The sequence below is a fragment of the Hymenobacter setariae genome (genome assembly GCF_007713685.1).
In the GTDB taxonomy this organism is placed as follows: domain Bacteria; phylum Bacteroidota; class Bacteroidia; order Cytophagales; family Hymenobacteraceae; genus Hymenobacter; species Hymenobacter setariae.
On sequence record NZ_VMRJ01000001.1, the window covers coordinates 656,186 to 675,765 of the forward strand.

At 57.4% G+C, this 19,580-nt stretch carries 14 protein-coding genes; 6 read left to right on the plus strand and 8 right to left on the minus strand.

Annotation, left to right across the window (positions count from 1 at the left end; genetic code table 11):
- Window positions 1-3: 3 nt before the first annotated feature.
- Both FNT36_RS02780 and FNT36_RS02785 read right to left on the minus strand, forming a co-directional pair.
- The gene (locus tag FNT36_RS02780) at window positions 4-873 is read right to left on the minus strand and encodes a DUF4249 domain-containing protein (protein ID WP_144844050.1); all 870 of its coding nucleotides are present in this window, start codon (window positions 871-873) and stop codon (window positions 4-6) included.
- Between the two features lie 5 nt (window positions 874-878).
- A complete protein-coding gene (locus FNT36_RS02785; RefSeq protein ID WP_144844053.1) occupies window positions 879-3,230 on the minus strand; it encodes a TonB-dependent receptor in 2,352 nt (783 codons plus the stop codon).
- Window positions 3,231-3,601: 371 nt separating this feature from the next.
- Here FNT36_RS02785 and FNT36_RS02790 point away from each other — a divergent pair, with 371 nt between their 5' ends.
- Window positions 3,602-6,073, plus strand: coding sequence for a T9SS type A sorting domain-containing protein (locus FNT36_RS02790; RefSeq protein WP_144844056.1), 2,472 nt, complete (start codon window positions 3,602-3,604; stop codon window positions 6,071-6,073).
- A 146-nt stretch (window positions 6,074-6,219) separates the two neighbouring features.
- On the plus strand, window positions 6,220-6,861 hold the full coding sequence (locus FNT36_RS02795) for a hypothetical protein (RefSeq protein ID WP_144844059.1): 642 nt from the start codon (window positions 6,220-6,222) through the stop codon (window positions 6,859-6,861).
- An 88-nt stretch (window positions 6,862-6,949) separates the two neighbouring features.
- On the opposite strand, the gene FNT36_RS02800 is transcribed toward FNT36_RS02795, so the two are convergent.
- Both FNT36_RS02800 and FNT36_RS02805 read right to left on the minus strand, forming a co-directional pair.
- On the minus strand, window positions 6,950-7,837 hold the full coding sequence (locus FNT36_RS02800) for a cyanophycinase (RefSeq protein WP_144844062.1): 888 nt from the start codon (window positions 7,835-7,837) through the stop codon (window positions 6,950-6,952).
- 100 nt (window positions 7,838-7,937) lie between these two features.
- Entirely contained in the window at window positions 7,938-9,794 is a 1,857-nt protein-coding gene (locus FNT36_RS02805) for a M1 family metallopeptidase (protein ID WP_144844065.1), read from the minus strand.
- Window positions 9,795-10,190: 396 nt separating this feature from the next.
- Here FNT36_RS02805 and FNT36_RS02810 point away from each other — a divergent pair, with 396 nt between their 5' ends.
- From FNT36_RS02810 to FNT36_RS25325, 3 genes are all read left to right on the plus strand, one after another.
- Window positions 10,191-11,957 carry a L,D-transpeptidase family protein gene (locus tag FNT36_RS02810; RefSeq protein ID WP_144844068.1) on the plus strand — a complete coding sequence of 589 codons (1,767 nt, stop codon included), beginning with the start codon at window positions 10,191-10,193 and terminating at the stop codon, window positions 11,955-11,957.
- 374 nt (window positions 11,958-12,331) lie between these two features.
- Window positions 12,332-13,132: a helix-turn-helix domain-containing protein gene (locus FNT36_RS02815; RefSeq protein ID WP_144844071.1), complete on the plus strand. Its 801-nt coding sequence runs from the start codon at window positions 12,332-12,334 to the stop codon at window positions 13,130-13,132.
- 895 nt (window positions 13,133-14,027) lie between these two features.
- Complete coding sequence (locus tag FNT36_RS25325) at window positions 14,028-14,204, plus strand: hypothetical protein (protein WP_233635626.1); 177 nt, start codon at window positions 14,028-14,030, stop codon at window positions 14,202-14,204.
- A 128-nt stretch (window positions 14,205-14,332) separates the two neighbouring features.
- Here FNT36_RS25325 and FNT36_RS02820 read toward each other — a convergent pair whose 3' ends face one another.
- Together FNT36_RS02820 and FNT36_RS02825 are read right to left on the minus strand one after the other, a co-directional pair.
- Window positions 14,333-14,806, minus strand: a complete 474-nt coding sequence (locus tag FNT36_RS02820) for a hypothetical protein (protein WP_144844074.1) — start codon at window positions 14,804-14,806, stop codon at window positions 14,333-14,335.
- Between the two features lie 174 nt (window positions 14,807-14,980).
- Window positions 14,981-16,426 (minus strand): DEAD/DEAH box helicase, encoded by a 1,446-nt coding sequence (locus tag FNT36_RS02825; protein WP_144844077.1) that lies wholly within the window; start codon window positions 16,424-16,426, stop codon window positions 14,981-14,983.
- A 205-nt stretch (window positions 16,427-16,631) separates the two neighbouring features.
- Here FNT36_RS02825 and FNT36_RS02830 point away from each other — a divergent pair, with 205 nt between their 5' ends.
- Window positions 16,632-17,147 (plus strand): NUDIX domain-containing protein, encoded by a 516-nt coding sequence (locus FNT36_RS02830; protein WP_144844080.1) that lies wholly within the window; start codon window positions 16,632-16,634, stop codon window positions 17,145-17,147.
- 77 nt (window positions 17,148-17,224) lie between these two features.
- Here FNT36_RS02830 and FNT36_RS02835 read toward each other — a convergent pair whose 3' ends face one another.
- Complete coding sequence (locus tag FNT36_RS02835; RefSeq protein ID WP_144844083.1) at window positions 17,225-17,767, minus strand: hypothetical protein; 543 nt, start codon at window positions 17,765-17,767, stop codon at window positions 17,225-17,227.
- 163 nt (window positions 17,768-17,930) lie between these two features.
- Window positions 17,931-19,574, minus strand: coding sequence for a glycosyltransferase family 39 protein (locus FNT36_RS02840; protein WP_144844086.1), 1,644 nt, complete (start codon window positions 19,572-19,574; stop codon window positions 17,931-17,933).
- Window positions 19,575-19,580 lie beyond the last annotated feature (6 nt).

A 19,580-nucleotide genomic window follows, 5' to 3' on the forward strand; every position in this document is an offset into this window, starting at 1 on the left:
GCCCTAGGGTACTTTAATGGTGAGCACCCGGCGCGAATGCGCGCTGAAATAGCCCAGCGCGCCACCCGAAAAGTTTGATTTGGGGTTAGCGGGCGTGGTAGTAGGCGCGCCCCCAGCCGTGAGAATCAAGGTGAGGGTGCGGAAATACTCGTACACGCCGGGGTCGATGTTCTGCATCTCCACCCGTAGGCTGTCGCCAGCTTTCAGCTTGTCAAGCTCGTTGGGGTCGGTGCTGCTGCTACTGCGCGTGCGCAACACCTGGCTGATGCGGTTGCCGTCGGTGAACTCGTCGTTCTGCACGAAGATGGCGTTGTTAAGCTTGCCATTGCGGTACTGCCGAAATAGGTAGCTGTTGCCCTTGCCGGCCGGGTCGGTGTAGTCTACCACCGCCTGAATATTATCGGTGCCAAACGCACTGAGCTGGGTGCTTAGCTTCTCAAATGGCACCACCGGGGCGGGCAGCCGCGAAGTGGCCACGTAGGCGGCCCCATCGGTTTCGACGCGCAGCGTATAGGTGCGGCCCGGCACGCCCCGCAGGGTGGCACCTAGGTAGCGGCCGGGCGTAGCAGTTTCGCGTAGCGTTTCGAGGCCGCCCGCATTATCGGCCAGCGTGATGGTGGCCCCGCGCACTGCCTCAAACGTATTAGTATCGGTGTAGTTGGCCGAGCGGCTGATGCTGACCTGGCAGGGCTGGTTGTCATCTACCAGGTTGCCTTCGATAACGAGCTGCGCAGTCGAAGTTTTGAGGTTGAGGTCAACTATCTTTTCGCAGCCGGTGCTGGCTAGCAGCAGGGCACCAGCGGCCAAAGCCCCCACGCAACTTTTATAAGTTGTCAGACTGAGCTGGCCGCTTTTTTTAAAGACTGGTAGCATAAGGCTTAGAAGCTGAAATTGTACGTGGCCGAGGGCACCATCCGAAACAGGGCCGTTTGCACGGCCTGGGTTTTGGTAGCGTCGTTGGGGTCGGCCCGGAAGCTGATGCTGTAAGGGTTTTCGCGCCCTAGGGCGTTGTAAATGGAGAACGACCAACTGCTGCGGAAGCGGTGGCCTTCTTGGTTGGGCTTCTCGTAGGTGGCCCCTAGGTCGAGGCGCTGGTAGTAAGGCAGGCGGTCGGCATTGCGCTGGCCGTAGAGGCTTACCACCTGGCCAGCCACCTCGTACTTGCCCACGGGGTAGGTTACGGCGTTGCCAGTGCTAGCCAGGAAGGTACCCGAGAAGGTCCACTTGCTATTGAGCTGGTAAATAGCTACTAGCGATACGTCGTGCGGCCGGTCCTGGCGGGCGTTAAACCAAGTATTGCCGTTGATTTCAGTAAACCGGCGCTCCGACTTGCTGAGCGTGTAGCCTACCCAACCGGTGAGGCGGCCCACATCTTTACGCACCAAAAACTCAACGCCATAGGCCCGGCCCTTGCCGTAGAGCAGGCTGGCCTCCAAGTCGAAGTTGCCGCGCAACTGGGTGCCATCGCGGTAGTCAATCTGGTTGCCCAGCGCCTTGTAGTAGGTTTCTACGGTGAACGAGTAGCCTTTCTCAGGGCCCAGCGTGCGGTAGTACCCTAGGCTCACTTGGTCGGCCGTTTCGGGCTTCACGTTGAAGGTGGTGGGCACATAGAGGTCGGTGGGCAGCGAAGTGCTGGAGTTGCTGAGCAAGTGCAGGTTTTGCACGTTGCGGGCATAGCTGGCCTTCACGGTGCTGCCTTCATTGACTTGGAAGCTGGCCGAGAAGCGTGGCTCCAGGCGCACGTAGGTCTTTAGAAACTCTCCCTTGGTGGGGTAGTTGGTGGCGGCGAGCACGTTGCCGGCCGCGTCGTAGGTCGAGTAGGTGCCGGGGCCTAGGAGGCTAAAGCCCGAAAGGCGCAGGCCGGTGGTGAAGTTGAGCCGCGGCGCGGCCTGCCACTCGTGCGAGGCATAGGCTGCCGTTTCGAGCGAGTAGTTGGTGCGGTCGGCGGTGCCGTTCACCGCCGAGCCCGCATCGGCCGTGACATAGCCCGGCGTGATGGTGTGGTAAATGGCGTTGGCCCCGAAGCGCAGCGTCTGAGTAGCGCTGGGCGTAAACTCCATGTCCTGCTTGAGGTTCAGGTCCTGAATTTTGGACTTGATAACGAAGTTGCTAGCGTTGGCCGTAATATCAATTCGGTAGTCGTACTTACTGTAAATGAGCGAGGTATTGGAGAACACCCGGTCGCTGAACAAATGGTTGAGCCGCAGCGTGGCCGTCTGGTTGCCGTAGTACTGCCCAAAGGTATTGGCCAGCCCTAGGGCATCGCGCCCGAGGTAGGCGCTGAGGTAGATGCGGTTGCGGTCGTTGAGCGCATAGTTAGCCTTGGCGTTTACGTCGTAGAAATAAAGGCTGGAATTCTTGGTGGTTTCGTTGCTCGAAAGCTTCAAAAACACGTCGGCATAGGTGCGCCGGGCCGCCACCAAAAACGAACCCTTGCCCTTCACTAGCGGCCCTTCCAGGGCCAGCCGCGAGGCAATGAGCCCGATGCCGCCGCTGCCGTGCAGCGTCTGGTTGTTGCCGTCCTTCATCTTGATATCCACCACCGACGATAGCCGGCCGCCGTACTGCGCTGGCATGCCACCCTTAAACACGGTGAGGTCCTTGAGGGCGTCGGAGTTGAAGGTCGAGAAGAAGCCCAGCAGGTGCGAGGCATTGTAGACGGGCGCCTCATCTAGCAAAATCAAGTTTTGGTCCACAGCGCCACCGCGTACTGAAAAGCCGCTGCTGCCCTCCCCCGCCGTTTTGATGCCCGGCAGCAAGGTCAGTGTCTTTATCACATCCTTTTCGCCAAACAGCACCGGCACCTTAGCCACCTGCTTGAGGTCGAGCGTTTCCACGCCCATCTGCGCCTTGCTGATGTTGGCTTCAGCGCTGCGGCCGGTCACTACCACCTCGTTCAGCTCGCTGCCGCCGGGCTTCAACTTAAAGTCGAGGCGCTGGCTGGCGCCTAGGGTGAGCTGGCGCGTTTGGGTGGCGTAGCCTACAAAGCTGGCTTCTAGGGTATAGGAGCCGGCTGGCACGGTGAGCGTATAGAAGCCGTAGGCATTGGCGCCGGTGCCCACGCCGGGCAGCTCGCGCACCCGCACGGTGGCGCCGGTGAGATTTTCGCCCGAGGTAGCATCCTGCACGGTGCCGCTGAGTGTAACGCGGACTTGGGCGCGGGCCGGCCCTAGGGTCAGCCAAAGCAGCGCTACCAACCACAGCCCCAGAGGGCATACTTGTTTTCGCATAGTCAAAGAGTAGGAGCAGCCTTGCCGCTAGCCGATAAAACGGCCCCGCGAAGGTACTGCCCGTGTTGGCTGCCCGCCGGCCAACCTAGCAAGGACCGCTGCCCATTTTACTCCTCAGCAACGCTCAAGTACGACCCTACTTCTAAATCTTACCCAAATTCAGAGCCAAGATAAATTTTATAAAAATAATACTATTAACAATTTCAACAATTAATATAAACAGACCAATACAATGCTACTAAAATAACTTTTATGAGCTACTAAAACGTTTTTATAAGCACAACGCTTAGCTAACGAGGTATATTTGTCCAATAAATGGAAAAGTGTCTAATAAATGGATAATACAATTTTATCCATTCTCTTATCTCTTCATGAAGCTATTCAATACGTTCTTTTTAGCGGCCGGAGCCAGTCTACTTGCTAGCAGTGCCAGTGCCCAGTACCTTTTCACCGATGGGGCACTGATGCCCTATAAGCAGAATTTCAACAGCTTAAGCGGCACCGTGGGTTTGACTGGCAACCAGCTGACCGCCATTCCAGAAGTTTACGCCCAAGCCGAGTTTGGCACGCTGCCTTACACTGCCGCCTACAGCCCTACCAGTATTGGGGCAAACGATGGCTCTAACATCTACGCCAACTACTACCACTTTGGCTACGCGGGCACTACGGGCACTAGCACCGACCGCTCGTTGGGAGGTATCGCGGCTACTACTACGGCCGATGGCGTTGGGTACGTGGGTATTCGGTTTAAGAATAACTCCACCGTCACCATCAAGAACCTAGAGGTGCAGTATGCTATGGAGCAGTGGTACAACTCGGGTCGGCAAGACGCGGCGAGCGTCTCGGTGTCGTACCTCACGGCCCCGGTGGGCACCACTATCGAAAACCTATTAGAAAGGACAGGCGCCTGGCAAACTATTGCGCCGCTGCAAGTAGATGCCCCCTCAACGGCCACCGTAATCGCGAGCCGCGACGGCAACGCGGCGGCTAACCGCCGGGTGCGCCAAACTACACTGGCGGGCATCAACCTACTGCCCGGCCAGGAAATTATGATTCGCTGGGGCTACACGCTTAATAACCAGACTAATGGCAACGGCCTGAGCATCGACGATGTGGTGGTGACGCCCGAAACCAACGTCTACTATGCTAAAGGCAACGGCGACTTGGACGCTTTGGCTACCTGGGGCCAGAATATGGATGGCTCGGGCACAGCCCCCACTAGCTTCGACGCCGATAACCAAACCTTTTACGTGCTCGGCGGCACTGCCACCGACCGTATTTCCTCGAAGGCCACGGGCTCGGGCATTTTGGCTACCTGGAAAGTGAGCGGCGCCAACTCGAAGATAGTAGTAGGCCTGCCAGCTACGGCCACTACGAGCACCGCAGCCGTGCCGGGGCAGCTTTACCTACAGTTTAACAAGAATATCGAGGGCACCATCGACGTATCGGATGGCTCCAAGCTTATTATCCGTAATACCAACCCGACGCGCACCTTCGCGCTAGGGTCGCTGAGCACGACCAGCACCGTTGAATACAACAGCGGTACTTCGACTACCATTATCCCGCAGAGCTACGGCAACCTAGTCATTACGGGGGCCACTGCCTCTGGCCCAACTACCAAATCCTTAGCGGGTAGTGTTATCGTGAACGGCAGTGTCCGGCTCAGAGACTTGTGCAGCCTTTCCTTGGGTAGCTACGACCTAACCCTGGTGCGCCGCGACAGCCTAAGCAACGGAATGAAGTACAACGCCAACATTGTGCGGGGCGCCTCGGCCAGCAGCTACATCGTGGCGGGTGGCACGGGCCGGCTCCGCATTTCGGTACCTGGCAACGGCGTGGGCATCGTGTTTCCGGTGGGTGTGAGTGCCCCTACCACCACGGCCACGGCCTACACGCCGGCCACCTTGCTGCAAACAGCCCTCAACTCGGAAGATATTTTTGGGGTGCGCATGCTTTCCAATCTATATAATAGCTACAGCAGCACAACCGAAGCTGGCAGCGGCACCGCCCGCAATGAGCTAAGCGTAAACAAAACCTGGCTGGTGAGTGAGGAAGTGCCCGGCGGCTCGGACTTGTCGCTGACCCTACAATTCAACGGCGCCGATGCCACGGGCGACTTTGTGCAAGACCAGGCGCACCTCATCCACTATCTCTACGCCAACGGTGCCTGGGACCAGCACACCACAGCCGATGAATGGGGCACTACTACGGGCACTACGACCGGCAGCCTAGCCATCACGCGCGCGCACATCACCTCGTTTTCGCCCTTTGGCATCGTATCGGTTGCGCCGACGCCGCTGCCCGTGAGCTTGACGGCCTTCGAGGTACAAGCTACGGGCCCCGCCGCCACCTGCACCTGGACCACCGCGTCGGAAACTACTAACGACCACTTTGTGGTGGAGCGCTCGCTCGATGGGGCCACGTTTGCGGCCCTAGGTACTGTGAAAGGCCAGGGTACCCACGCGGCGGCTACTGGCTATCGCTTCGACGATGCCGCGGCCGGCCGCCTAGGTGCCACCGTGGTGTACTACCGCCTGCGGCAGGTAGACACCGATGGCCAAGCTACCTATAGCACTGTGCGCACGGTGTCATTTGGGACGGCAGCGCTGGCCCTCTACCCCACTCCCACGCGCGGCAGCGCGGCTACACTCGACCTGACCAGCCTGGCGCCGCGCGTGTACCAGGCCCAGGTGCTGGACCTCACTGGCCGGGTACTGCTTACGCGTGCTTTCCTAGGTGGCCAAGCTCACCCCTTCGATGTGCAAGGCCTCCCTGCTGGGGCCTACGTGGTCGTCATTACGGGGGCTGATACGCACCAATCGTTGCGCCTGCTTCGTAACTAAACAATACGCTTGCTCTACCTAGGGCACGCAATGAGCCTCAGCGGGCCACTAAGCGCAATGGCGCTTGGTGGCCCGCTGAGGCTCATTGCGTGATGGCGCCAAACTTTTGCCCAACTTTGCGCCCGTATCTGCTTCGTGCTTTTGCTATGCCTGCTCATTCTTCTGCCCCCAACCCGGCTGCGCTACCCTCGCTCACCGATTTTGCCAGCTTCTACCTCTACGGCCTCACCAACAACCCCTACCAGCAGTCGACCGACCTCGAGCGCTTTGGGCAGCTTTATCGCTTGGTTATTGGGGAGCACGGTGGCGTGGGGCTAGCCAGCTCGTTTCACCCCTACCAGCTCGTGAACCCGGCAGGTGTGACGGTGTGGTACGCCGCCTACGCGCAGCTATATGCCCAGCCTGACCGCGCGGCGCTGTTTGAGGCCATGGCCGACGAGCAGGCGCGCTTTGTGGTGGCGCCGCCCGCCTCGTTTAGCGAGTTTCACGTGTGGCCCGATACGCGGCTTACCAGCCCCGAGAACCCCGTTTTCAGTCACTACATCCCGTTTGTGCTGCCCTTTTTGGTACGCAAGGGCCCCGCCCCGCTGCGCTGGGATGCCGAGCTAGCCAACGCCGATGGCGAGCCAGCGCGCCTGCAGCCTTACCTCGATGCCGTAAACCAGGCCATTCGGTTTGTGCAGCCCAGCCCGGCCTTCGTGCTAGGCTTTGGCGAGTTCGACGAGCAACAGCCCGAGCGGCTCATCGAGCGGTTTATGGAGTGCCGAGCCATGCTGCTCAGCCAATAAGTGATAATCTCCTGCTATGGCACAAAAAACGGATGCCCTGATACCTAGGGTATCAGGGCATCCGTTTTTTGTGCCATAGCGTAAGCTGCTACTCCACCGCCACACCTACGGCCTGCTTGTTCACGTAAAACTTGCGCTCCGTGATGCAGTACACGTTGCCTTTGGCGAGCACATGCATGCGCACGTTTTCGATAGAGAGCGTAGTCCCCTTTTTGGCCGCGGCTGCATTATTGTGCACGATGTCGTGGCCATCCATAATAATGACTAGGTTCGAGCCGATAGTCTCGACCAAGTGGCCCTCGGTGATGAGCACGCCCGTGTCCTCCCCTAGGCCAATGCCGATGAGCTTGGGGTACAAAGCCACCGATTCGAGAAGACGGCCGAAGCGCCCGCGCTTCACAAAGTGCGAGTCGATAATGGCCGATGGCAGCAGCCCAAGGCCCACGCCCATCTTTACGGCACCCTTAAGCAGGGCATCGGGCACCGAGCCACCGCGTATCATGTGCTGCGACATGGCCATGGCCCCGGCGCTGGTACCCGCAATCACGAAGTCGGGCTCGGCGTAGTAGCGGCGCAGCAGCGTATCCAGGAAATCAGTTTCGGCAAACATCTCGCGCAAACGCGACTGGTTGCCGCCCGACATCATCACTACGTCGGCGGCCAGCAGGCGCTCTAGGTACTCGGGCTGGCGAGCGTCTTCGGGGGTGCGAATGTCCATGATGCCCACGTTGTGACAATTGAGCATAGCAAACGAGGCCGTATAAATAGGGCCCACCTCCTGCGGAATCATCGAGGCCGTCGTAATGACTTCAATGCGCGGGTCGTCCTTGCCCGACTCGCTCACCACGCGCTTGAGGATGCCGAGCTCAAAAAAATTAAGGTAATACTTGCGTTTGCTGCGCGTGGTCGGATAAGTACCCTTGTCTTCGTTGCCGCCTACGGCGATAAGCTTGCCGCGAGGAATAAGATTTTTCAACGTACGATAGCTAGCTGGTTAAGCTTGCAAAATTAGGTTCTACAAAATAGGAACTCGTCACTAGCGGCCCCTAGCGTCGGCTGCCACCCTAGGGCAAGCCTTATGCCAGCAATACATCGAGCGTGCTCGTCGCCACCGAATGGTAGTTGGGCCGCGCTTGCCGGTAAATCTCCTGGGCCCGCGCCTGGCCATTGGGCGTAGCCAACAAAGCCCGGTACAACGGCACCAAAAATTTGCGCCGCCCCACGTGCAAGAGAAAACTGGTGAGTGCTGCATCGGCCGGCGCGTACCCGGCTCGCAGCGCCAGCGGAAACCACGTCGCCAGCAGCTCGGCGTTGCCTGAGGCCGTGAAATGAAAAACTGCGTCGAGCGCCGCTAGCTCGGCCGGGGGCAGCGTCGGCGACAAGCCTTGCAGGAAGTGCACCCACTCGTGGCTGCTCCACTCAGCAGTAGCCGGCACTAGTGCGGCGGCCGGCGTGCCCGCGCTGAACTGGGCCAGCACAGCATCCACCGCGTCGAACCGCGCCGAGTGCGCCACGGGTGCATTGGCCGGCAGGCCGGGGCCGTCGACCCAGGCACCTAGGTTCAAGCGCTCGGCTAGGCCGGGCTCAGGGCCGAGCAACTGCTGCTGCAGGTAGTCGATAAACGTGGTCGTATCCATGCTCTGAAAACTGAACCGCGCGAAGTACTCCTTAATAAAAGCGTCGAGGCGCGGGCGCCCCACCAGCTGCTCAAGGGCTAGCAGCAGTAAGCAGCCCTTCTCATAAGCAATATCGTTGAGGCCATCGTCGGGGTCACGACCGGCTAGGTGCAACCGCAAGTGAGTAGCTGGGCTGGTAGCACCGAGTTCACCAATTGTATGGTGCAAGTCGGCCTCGCCTAGCACTTGCAGCATGTCAGCGTAAGTGCTTCCATATAAGTGCTCCATGATGCGGCGCTCGAAGTACACCGTAAAGCCTTCATTGAGCCAGAAATCATTCCAGGTTGCATTTGTAACCAGGTTACCACTCCACGAGTGCGCTAGCTCGTGTGCCACCAAGCTAGTAAGACTGCGGTCACCCGACAGAATTGTTGGCGTAACAAATGTTAAGCATGGATTTTCCATGCCGCCAAATGGAAAACTAGGTGGTAACACAAGTAAATCGTAGCGCTTCCAGCGGTATGCGCCATACAATTGTTCGGCGGCGATTACCATCTGCTCTAGGTCGGCAAACTCATAAGTAGCTCGCGCCAGCGTGGCCGGCTCGGCGTAGATGCCGGTGCGCTCGCTAAGCGGCGCAAAGTCGAGCCGCCCCACAGCCAGCGCCATGAGGTAAGCCGGAATAGGCTGCTCCATTCGAAACTGGTAGCGGCCATCAGCGGCGGTGTGCTGTGGGTTCTCAGCACTCATCAGTGCTAGCAGCTGCCCGCGCTCTGGGCCGAGGATTTCCACGGTGGCTTCATAGGTAAAGCGGATACCCGGCGAGTCTTGGCACGGCAGCCAAGTGCGCGCCAGAATGGCTTGCGACTGCGTGAAGAGGAACGGGAACTCGCCGGCCGTTTGGGCAGGGTTCAGCCATTGCAAGGCTGCCGCGGCGGGCGCAGTGCGATAGCTAATAGTTACCGCCGCGGTGCCCGCTGGCAGTTGAATGCGCAGGGCCTGTCCGAGCACGTTATCAGCTGCGCCAAGAGTATAGGCAGCGGCCGGGCCGTTGGTGGTTTCCCCTAGGCTCACACTTTCAAGAAGCAAGTCACGGGTGTCCAACACGAGCGCTGCCTCTGCTAGGTGGCCAGCCGCAGCTGCTCCTGCTGGCGCCGTGAGCAGCCAAGTGGCGGTGCCCACCAGCGTGCGCTGAGCGAAGTCAACGGCCAAGTACAGGCGCAGGTGGCGGACCAGCTGCGTGCCTTGGCTGGCGTAGCTGTGGGGGTCCGAAGCGAGGGGAGCGGCCGGGGACACCGGCGAAGCAAGAGGAGCCATGCGGAAGAAAATTGAGAGCAGTCAAGAAAACTCTGCTATACGAACACCTAGGGCCCGGCGAGGTTGCCCCAGTCTTGTTGGCAGCGCGGGGGCTCGCAGTGGCGGCCTGAAAGCTGGCCTCGGCCCGAGAGTCCAACGAGTCGTCTTCTCGCCCAGTAGGCTCCTCCGGCCAAGCCAATAGCAAGCACGAGGCAGCGGCCCAGCCGCCCGCCAGCACCCCGTGCCTTGAGATTAATTCTGCCTCAACGTTGGGTTTACTAGCAATAGCACTTTCTGGCGCGTACTTTGCACCTAGGCTTGCCACTGTGCTCAGGCAACCTACCTACCGGCCGCTCAGTAAACGCTACCATTCGCGTTCACCTTTGCTGGGCTACGGCCCGGTTTTTTCTTGCTTCAATGTATCTCAAGTTTCGTTTTAATTTTTTAGTACTTGCCTTCTGGCTGGGGTTGCTCAGCCTGTCAGGATTGCTGACGTCGTGCGGCGGCAGCGGCGACCAAACTGGCACGCCCACTGCCGGCGGCATCAAGCAGGGCATCGCCACGGCGGGGCCTGCGCCGCATCTTGATAGTGTCTTTGTCATCCGGGCTATGCAAACCAACGCCCGCTTTAAAGCGCAGGAGCGCTGGGCTCGCAAGTTTTACCGCGAGCGGCAGTTCCGCCTAGGGTGGTTTAAGGACCACCAGCTGGTGCCCCAGGCCCAGACACTACTCAATGTCATCGCTAAAGCAAAAGATGATGGCCTTGACCCTAAGAGGTATCAAGACAATGGGTTAACTAAGCTACTGGCAGAATTCAAAACTGTCCAGGATTCGACGCGTCGTAACCAATTGGAACGTCAAATAGACGTGGCACTTTCGGGCACGTACTTCAATTGGGCCTCGGATTATTACCGGGGCGTGGCCAATCCGCGCGATACCAAGAACGATGCGTGGAAAGTAAAGCGCAATAAAATCAAGCTTGACCGGGCACTGCTCACCATTCTGCGTGAGCGTGAAAGCACGTATCCGTACTACGACTTTGCCCCCCTGCACCCCGAGTACGACCACCTAAAGAAGGCGCTGGCTTTGCTGCGCTCGCGCCAGCAAGCGGGTGGCTGGCCTACCCTGCCGGCCTCTACCAATCTGCGTCCTGGCCAGACTTCGCCCGTAGTAGGACTGCTTCGCCAGCGTCTGCTCGGCAGCGAAACGGCGGGTCCCACAGCCCCAGCTACTGCACCGGGCCAAGCCCTGCCAGTAGTAAATAAAGAGCCCGCGCCCACAGCAGCGGAAGTTTATAATTCGGAATTAGTAGACGCCGTGAAAGGCTTTCAGCGCGATGCTGGTCTACCGCCTACGGGCATCGTAAATGGCGAAACGTTGCGCCAACTCAACGTGCCGCTTAGCGCCCGCATCAACCAAGTTATCCTGAACATGGAGCGTTGGCGGTGGCTACCCAAGAAGTTCGAGCCCGACTACTTGCTGGTCAATATTCCGGAGTATCGCCTCTACGTCTACGAAGAGCACAAGCCCGTCATGACCATGCGCGTCATCGTGGGCAAGACCCTCAACGCAACGCCCGTGTTCTCCGACAAGATGGAATATGTGGTACTGTCACCCTACTGGAACGTACCCTTTAGCATCATCGATAAAGAGCTTCGCTATAAGCTGGCCGAGAACCCACAGGGTACCCTCGACCGCCTCGACATGGAAGTAGTGAAGGGGTACGGCCGGCGCGCTACCGTCATCGACCCCTCCACGGTAGACTGGGCCAACGTGACGCCGGCTACTTTCAAGTACACGCTACGCCGCCGGCCGGGCCCCAAGAATGACCTAGGGGAAGTAAAATTCATCTTCCCAAACTCGAACGACATCTACCTTCACGACACGCCGCACGGCGAGTTGTTCTCGCAAACGGCGCGCAATTTCAGTCACGGCTGCGTGCGCGTGGAGGAGCCCGTGAAGCTGGCCACCTACCTGCTTCGTGACTACTCACAGTGGGACCAGGCGACCATCCAGGACACCATTGCACAGCGTCGCGAGAAGTACATTACTCTCAAGGAAAAGCTACCCGTATACTTAGTGTACCTCACCGCCTGGGCCGATGCCGACGGCCACGTTCACTTCCGAAACGACATTTATGGTCATGACAAAGCGCTCGCTAAAGAGTACTTCGAGCAGAGTTAATCTGTAAGCACAGCGGCCTTACAGGAACCGCTTACACTAAAAAAATAGGGTCACTTCATCTGGCATGCTCCAGTGAGGTGGCCCTATTTTTTTATGATTATGCAGCTACTCTTTTGGTGATTATTACCTGCTAATATACTTCACACAAAAGTATACTCTTATGAATTAAAACCATAAAGCGTCTAATAACATATGTACCACTCATGTCCAATATCTCTAAATTACATATGTATACATCAGTCAAATCAGCTATCGTATACATATGTTAAGGCATTACGTCTATATGTAAACAACGCATCTCTTAGCAATAACATATATAAACAGTCGCTATTTGTTTACTTATGTGCATCTTTGCATTGAAGTAAACTATCATTATGATTACGCGCATCCGCGAACTGCTAGAAGACCGTCAGCTTAGCCCTACTCAGTTTGCTGACCTTATCGGGGTTGGCCGCCCGGTTATCAGCCATATCCTCAGCGAGCGTAATAAGCCCAGTCTAGAAGTAGTCCAGAAGATTATTGGTGCTTTTCCCAATATATCGCTGCCTTGGCTGCTTGCCGGTACTGGCCCCATGCTGGCAGCTACGGCCCCACCTGCTGCTGGCCCCGCCACAAGTGCTCCAGAAGTAGTGCAGCCTCCTGTTTCAGTAGCTCCGCCCCCACCAGTAGCCGTTGCTACGCCGCCAGCCCCCGCCCCTAACCCAGTGGCCGCAGCCCGGCCAACGCCGGTATCCCGTCCTGGCAACTATAACCAGCCCCCTAGGTTCCGGCCCGGAGCTACCGCTGCGGTCTCTGCTACCTTGGCTAGCGTTGAGGCATCTCCCCTCACGCCACCAGCGGCCGATGCTATGCCTATTGCGCCCGTGCTGCCTAGCCAAGTTCCACCTACTGCTCCTGTGCCTCCTACTCCTGCTAGTAAGCCAGCACCAGCAGTAGCGCCGGTTGCAGTTCAGTTGCCCCCAGCCCCTGCCCCTTATGAAGACCTAGGCGCTGCTGAGAGCCCGACTACCGCTGCAGAGGTATCTGCCCCAGCAGCCAATACCGAAGTGCCTGCGCCTGCCCCACACCCAGCGGCAGCCTTATCGTTCTTAGGTGAGCCAGGCAAGGCTATTCGCCGCATTGTCATCTTCTACCGTGATGGCTCATTCAGCGATTATCTACCCGAAGGCTATTAGTCTAGTCTGCTACCTAGTCCCTACTACGAGTTGTGGGACCAGGAAAAATACGTTGGTATTTACAAATCTAGCAGCATGTTTTCCCGCGCGGCAGCGGTAGAACCTAGGCTCCTCTCTTACCTATTTTTATCTTAAACGGGCCTGCGCTTAGGTAGCTTGTAATGCTACCTAAGCGCAGGCCCGTTACGCATTCACCCAGCTCTAGGCTAATGTTATTGACCGTTGCCTATCCAAATTTAGTTATAATTTTATAGCGTTCTATTTAAAGAAATATAGCTCCTATACTGGGCATGATACATAATAAATCACGCATACCCCACCACATCAAGCCTCTTTAAATAGCACAACGAAATTTGCATACTTATTCATGGCTTATATCAACGCCTTTTTCTACTCTTTTACTTCTTTCTATCAGGCACTTATATACATCAATCAAAAGAATTGTTTTAAGCAAAATATGCTTAATCAGACGCTGTACTTGATATTTTTTTCGTGCAAGAATAATCCTTAACCAATATGCGACAACAACCTATTGCTCACACCTAACTTTTGCTAATATTCCAATCACCTGTCTTTACTCAAAAAAAACAATTATCATTCAGCCAATAGTATTCGCAGCTACCGAGCAAATGCAGAGACTGAGATGGCTGCTTGGTGAGCAATTAACCTTGCTATCATCTCAAAGTCGCCAAGTCAAGACAGTGCAACTAGATACCAACACTGCTACTAGCTGCTACCTGCTAGCAGATGGGCAACCAGCCATTCCTACGGGCTAGCAGTGATAGCAGACAGACCGGCACAACGGCACTGTTTACACTTCCTGCCGTCAGCTACTACTCACAAATTGCGCCAAGTTTGTAGGCATCGTTTGGCGGCTACGGCTTACCTTCGCGGCATGAAACGTCTGCGCACCTACTCCTTGCTGCTGGCCGCCAGCGCGGCCCTGTTCCTCACCGCTGCCTGCTCGGTTGCTCCCGATGCGGAGAAAGACCCGAGCGCCGATGCGGCCTACAAGCGGGAACACCGCACCGAAGGCTACCGCGAAGCGCAACGCAGCAACGTCAACTACTAAGCCCTTGCCGCCGCTAGTGCCTGAGCCACTAGGCTAGCGCAGCGAGGCCTCTACATGCAAAAGCCCCGACTACTTGGTTAGTAGTCGGGGCTTTTGCGTGTAGAGGCCTCGCTGCGTTTATTGAGTTGCTAGCTATGCAAGGCGGCCGTCTCAGCTACCTCGGGCAGGGGTAAGGTGTCAAGCAGACGCTGCTCGAGTAAGTCGGCCCAGGTGCGCAAGTACAGCACAACATCATCGCGCTGGTTATGACGCAACGCATTGCGTCGCTCAAACGGGATGGCCAAGCGCACGGCCGGGTCGGAGATTTTTTCTAGGTGGGTCAAATCCTGCCGCGAGAAGCCCAGTGCCAGCATTTCGTCGATAGTCTGGTCGAAAGGTAGACCGCTGGTAGGACAGTAATCGATGAGTTGGCGCTCCCAATCGCCGTAGCGCTGCAAGGCTTGGGTATGAATCTCGGCCTTAGTGAGGGACGTTACCGTTTGGGCCAAGTGGCCGCAGTTGCAGCTGCCCATATGGCCCCACTGGTACGGAGCCTCGGCGGCCAAGCGGCGGGCCGTGTCACGCAGGGCCTGAATCAACGGAAGAGAAACGCGAGAAGTCATGGGCTGAAAGGCTACTAGTTAAACAAATAGCTTCTGCTAGAAGCGATGCCAGCCGATTTTTGTTTCCGGCTGCCACACAAAAAGACGTTCCGGCCTCCCAGCCTAAAGCAGGCTGCGAAACCGGAACGAATATAACTACGAGGGCTCGTTGTGCCTATCTAGCGATAGCAGAACCTAAGAACGGCGGCTGCCACCTTCGCTTCCGCCACGGCCCGCTTGCCAAGGACGGCTGCTCGAACGGCGCTCGCCGCCGCCAGCACTACCCGCGGCGGCTGGTCGCCCGCTCGCTTGGGGCCGCCCACCACTACGCTGCTCGCCCCGGTTGGGCGTGCCTTGGCCACTAGCAGCACGCGGTGCGCCACCACGGCCCTGGCCACCACCCGAGCGGCCATCGCGGGGCGGGCGACCAGCCGGGCCTTTGGGCCGGATGATGCGCTCGCTACCATGCAGCGATACTGGCGCCACGCTAGCCGTGGTAAACGGATGGTCACTATCCACATCAATCTGCTTACGAATAAGCTTCTGAATGTCTTGCAGATAGGCCCGCTCCTCACCCTCTACAAATGTAAATGCCGTACCGAAAGCCCCCGCTCGGCCTGTGCGGCCAATGCGGTGCACATATGTTTCGGGCTCGTTGGGCACTTCGTAGTTGATGACGTGAGTCAGCTCGTCCACATCGATGCCGCGGGCGGCAATATCGGTAGCCACCAGCACGCGCGTAGTGCCCGCCTTGAAGTTGCTCAGCGCCCGCTGGCGGTGATTCTGGCTTTTGTTGCCGTGGATGGCTTCAGCCGTAATCTGGGCCTTCTCCAAGGTCTCGGTTACTTTGTTGGCGCCGTGCTTAGTGCGGGTAAATACCAGCACGCGCTTGATGGCGGGGTCTTTCAGCACGTGGCGCAGCAGCGCGGGCTTATCATTTTTATCGACCAAAAACACCGACTGCGTCACGGTGTCGGCGGTGCTCGACACGGGCGTCACTGCTACCTGCACGGGGTTAGGGCGCAGGATGGTGGCCGAAAGCTCTTTGATAGCCTGCGGCATCGTGGCCGAGAAAAACAAGCTCTGGCGGCCAGCCGGCAGCTTGGGCAGGATGCGCTTGATGTCGTGGATGAAGCCCATGTCAAGCATGCGGTCGGCCTCATCAAGCACAAACACTTCAAGGTGCTGCAGATTGACGTAACCTTGGTTCATCAAATCGAGCAGGCGGCCGGGTGTGGCCACCAATATTTCAACGCCGCGCTGCAAGGCTTGCACCTGCGGGTTTTGCCCTACCCCACCAAAAATAACGGTCGAGCGCAGTTGCGGCAAGTGGCGGCCGTATGCTTTGAAGCTCTCGCCAATCTGGATGGCGAGCTCGCGGGTGGGTGTGAGTACAAGACAGCGGACGCGCCCGCGCGGGCCCTGGCCTTTTTGGGCTAGGGCGGTTTGGTGCAGTATCTGGAGGATGGGCACCGAGAAGGCGGCTGTTTTGCCAGTGCCCGTTTGGGCGACGCCGAGCAGGTCGTGGCCTTCGAGCACCTGCGGGATAGCCTGCTGCTGAATGGGCGTGGGGGTGGTGTAGCCTTCCTCGCCTAGGGCGCGCAGGATGGGCTCAATCAGGTTGAGTTCGGTAAACGTCATGGGGTGGCGGGCCGCCCGCCAAACAAGCGGCGACCCAGGGCGGGGCAAGCGGAGCTCCCCGGTCGGAAAAAATTTCAGGATAAAACAGCCCGCACCTTACGCGCCACTTACGACGCGGCGGGCCGGATGGCCGTATATACGGCCGGCAGCCGGTCCGCAACCAGACTGCCCGTAGCGGCAAAGGTACCGCTTATTTTTACAAGCTATGAAAATCACGCAACGCCGCCGCGTATTCGACGGGCATTTCAAAATCACCGAACTCACCGCCACCACTCCGCAAGGAGAAGAAATAACGCGCGAGCGTTTTGAGCCAGGCCATGCTGTGGCCGCGCTGGTGTTCGATACGAGTAAGCAACAGTATCTATTCACGAAGCAGTTCCGCGTCGGCCCCGAAGCCGACCTACTGGAAATCGCCGCTGGCATGGTAGATAAAGACGAAAGCCCCGAAACTGCCGTGCGCCGCGAGCTGCACGAAGAGCTAGGCTACGAGGTCGATGAGCTTACCCAAATAGTAAAAATGTGGCCCTCGCCCGGCACTAGCGGCGAAACCATTACGGTGTATTACGCCGAGGTGAGCCGCCAAACCGGCGCCGGGGGCGGCCTAGCCGACGAGCACGAGCACCTAGAAATGGTAGCCTTCACCCGCGAGCAGCTAGTTGCCGAGCCTTGGCAAGATGCTAAAACCCTACTGGCCGTGCAGTGGGTACAGCTGCATAAGTAAGTTCCGCGCCCTAGGTGGCAGTTGGGATAGCGTTGCTTATGAAGTCCTCGCCTGCCCCAACTACCACCTAGGTCGTTTTACGGAATAGACAACTGGTATTCAAATACCTGCCGCAGCTTGCTATCTGTAATTGATAATAGATAAGGCCCTGGCACAGTGGGCTTCACAAAGGGTACGGCCTGCTGTGCCTGGTACAGGTCGCGGCCGAAGAAACGGCCGGAGCCGGGCTTGGGCGTGGCCGTGTACACCTCGGCGCCGTCTTTGGTGCGGGCCGTGAGGGTGAGGGCAGAAGGGTCGGCGTTCTTAGCGCCTTGGCGATGAATAGTGAGCAGCAGCGCGCCGCCAGGCGGCAATGCGGCCAGCCGGCGCTGATAGGTGCTGTCGGCCCAGGTATGGATGCGGCGCAGCTCGTCGATTTCGGCCAGCATCTCGACTGGCGAGCGGTAGCACACCCGCGTGTAAGAGCCTGTGATGTCAGCGTCCTCGTCAGTGTTTTTAGTAATGTTAGCTACCACCGGGCACTCGGGGTCCTTTTGCGCAAACATGTACTTTTTGCGGGGTGGGCCAGCGGGCGTAGGGTACTTATTGGCACTCTGAGCCGAAGCAACGGGAGCCGACATGGCAAGTAAGCTGATGCTCAAAAGAGAAGCCTGCAGCAACTTTTCAAATTGCATTTTATTTATAAATAATGTGTAATAAGTTCATTATAATAGAACACTGCAAAGAACGGCATTAATTATCAATCTATAGCTCGCTGTAGCTTTGGGTTTACTCTTTATTTGTTCAGGGTGCCTTCGCTTCAACGCTATTCTGAAGAGGAAGCATTATACCAACTTCCCATATTTCGTCGCTGAACAATACCTTCCTACGAGTCTGGTCGGCCGCCTGTAGTTCATCCTTATAGAGTAGGTAGCCATACGCCGCTTCTTGTGCTAAATACTGACTATTAAAAACATACCGCCCAAACCGATTGACCTGGTAAGCACCTTCTAGCGAGTCTATTCCTACTTGCGCTTCTCGCTGAAACTGGGCGGGCGGGTAGCGCTGGTAAAAGAGAGTGTACACATACCCTAGGGGCAGGTGCGGCGTAACATATACCTGCCCCACCCCTTGCAAGCGGTTTACAGCTGCAAAAGCCGCTGGCAACCCACTGTTAAACTGCTCCTTGATAGGGCCGTGCGGATAGTGACGCAAGTAATAACTCGCCGCCAGCCCCCCCTCCAGTACAAACCAGGCGAGCACTGCCCCCCGAATAAACTGCTTAGGTGTGCTCGGCCGCAAGTGCCGAATGAGCATGTTCACAAACCAGGCAGCCAGCCCCAGGCAAGGCAAGAAAAAATGATTCACCCGGTTCGTATTCAGCCCAAATAAAAAAATGAGCGGAATACAGGCCACGGCCCAAGCTAGCAGTAGCAACCCCATTGCTTCGTGCCGGCGCTTGCTCAGTTGGGTACGCCACTTTGCCAGTCGGTAGAGCAGCGTGCAGCTTCCAAGCGCCGCTAATGCCCATGTAAACCGTAGTAGCAACGGGTAGCCAGGCAATTGATTATAAACTGTACTATCAGTGAAGCCCCGCGCAACGAACATGCTGTTCACCTCATATATATCTCGCAAGGTGTTATGGCTTTCTTGGCTGAGGCGCGTAGCTGGCAGCACAGGAGTCGAGAAAAACAGCTTGTCGGTCCACGGTAGGTTGTGTTCCAGGACATAGTTTTCAATAATGAATAGTCCAAATGGCGCCGCCACTACTACGAACAGGCAAGCTGCTAGTAACCAAGGCCCTGGTCGCTGACTAATAAGCTGAAAAAAAGCAATTAGCACTAGTGCAAACAGCGTCGGCAGTATAATAAGCGTAATGCCGTAGGCGTACAGCGCAATGGCGAAAGGCAAAAGAGAAGGGATAATCCAGCGTCGCTGCTGCGTACTAACTGCCCGCGCTACCATTACACAGCCCAGCAGCATCCAAAAGGGAGCGAGGTTACTTTCCAAACCCCAGCGCGAAAGCATAAAGTGCCAAGGCGCTAGCGCCAGCAGTAGCAACCCCAGCAAGGCCGGGTAGCGCCCCATCGGCCGCAGGCCATAGTAAAACAGCGGCAGTGTAAGCAGGCCCACCAGCAACGACACGAGGCGGGCCGAGAAGATACTCAGGCCAAACGCTTTAACCACCGGCACTGTGAGATAGGCCAGTAGCACATTTTGCCCGCTGCCCCACGCCGGGAAATAAGCCGGCCAGGGGTTACCCCATTTATCGCAGCCAGTTTCGGCTAGGGAGTAGGCTTCGTAAGCGCTGGCGGCCTCATCCTGGTTGAGGCCAGGCGGCACACTTGGAAAATGCCATACGCGCACAAAAAATCCTAGCCCAAGCACAGCAAGCACCAGCAGCCGGTATGCTCGTTGCCGACCTAGGTATTGCTCCAGACTCCTCATTAACCT

Bases quoted from the DNA above. Each gene is read 5' to 3' on its own strand.
- FNT36_RS02840 (WP_144844086.1), bottom strand. From the start codon at position 19,574: ATGAGGAGTCTGGAGCAATACCTAGGTCGGCAACGAGCATACCGGCTG.
- FNT36_RS02825 (WP_144844077.1), bottom strand. From the start codon at position 16,426: ATGACGTTTACCGAACTCAACCTGATTGAGCCCATCCTGCGCGCCCTA.
- FNT36_RS02820 (WP_144844074.1), bottom strand. From the start codon at position 14,806: ATGACTTCTCGCGTTTCTCTTCCGTTGATTCAGGCCCTGCGTGACACG.
- FNT36_RS02790 (WP_144844056.1), top strand. From the start codon at position 3,602: ATGAAGCTATTCAATACGTTCTTTTTAGCGGCCGGAGCCAGTCTACTT.
- FNT36_RS02780 (WP_144844050.1), bottom strand. From the start codon at position 873: ATGCTACCAGTCTTTAAAAAAAGCGGCCAGCTCAGTCTGACAACTTAT.
- FNT36_RS02815 (WP_144844071.1), top strand. From the start codon at position 12,332: ATGATTACGCGCATCCGCGAACTGCTAGAAGACCGTCAGCTTAGCCCT.
- FNT36_RS02795 (WP_144844059.1), top strand. From the start codon at position 6,220: ATGCCTGCTCATTCTTCTGCCCCCAACCCGGCTGCGCTACCCTCGCTC.
- FNT36_RS02785 (WP_144844053.1), bottom strand. From the start codon at position 3,230: ATGCGAAAACAAGTATGCCCTCTGGGGCTGTGGTTGGTAGCGCTGCTT.
- FNT36_RS02805 (WP_144844065.1), bottom strand. From the start codon at position 9,794: ATGGCTCCTCTTGCTTCGCCGGTGTCCCCGGCCGCTCCCCTCGCTTCG.
- FNT36_RS25325 (WP_233635626.1), top strand. From the start codon at position 14,028: ATGAAACGTCTGCGCACCTACTCCTTGCTGCTGGCCGCCAGCGCGGCC.
- FNT36_RS02810 (WP_144844068.1), top strand. From the start codon at position 10,191: ATGTATCTCAAGTTTCGTTTTAATTTTTTAGTACTTGCCTTCTGGCTG.
- FNT36_RS02830 (WP_144844080.1), top strand. From the start codon at position 16,632: ATGAAAATCACGCAACGCCGCCGCGTATTCGACGGGCATTTCAAAATC.
- FNT36_RS02835 (WP_144844083.1), bottom strand. From the start codon at position 17,767: ATGTCGGCTCCCGTTGCTTCGGCTCAGAGTGCCAATAAGTACCCTACG.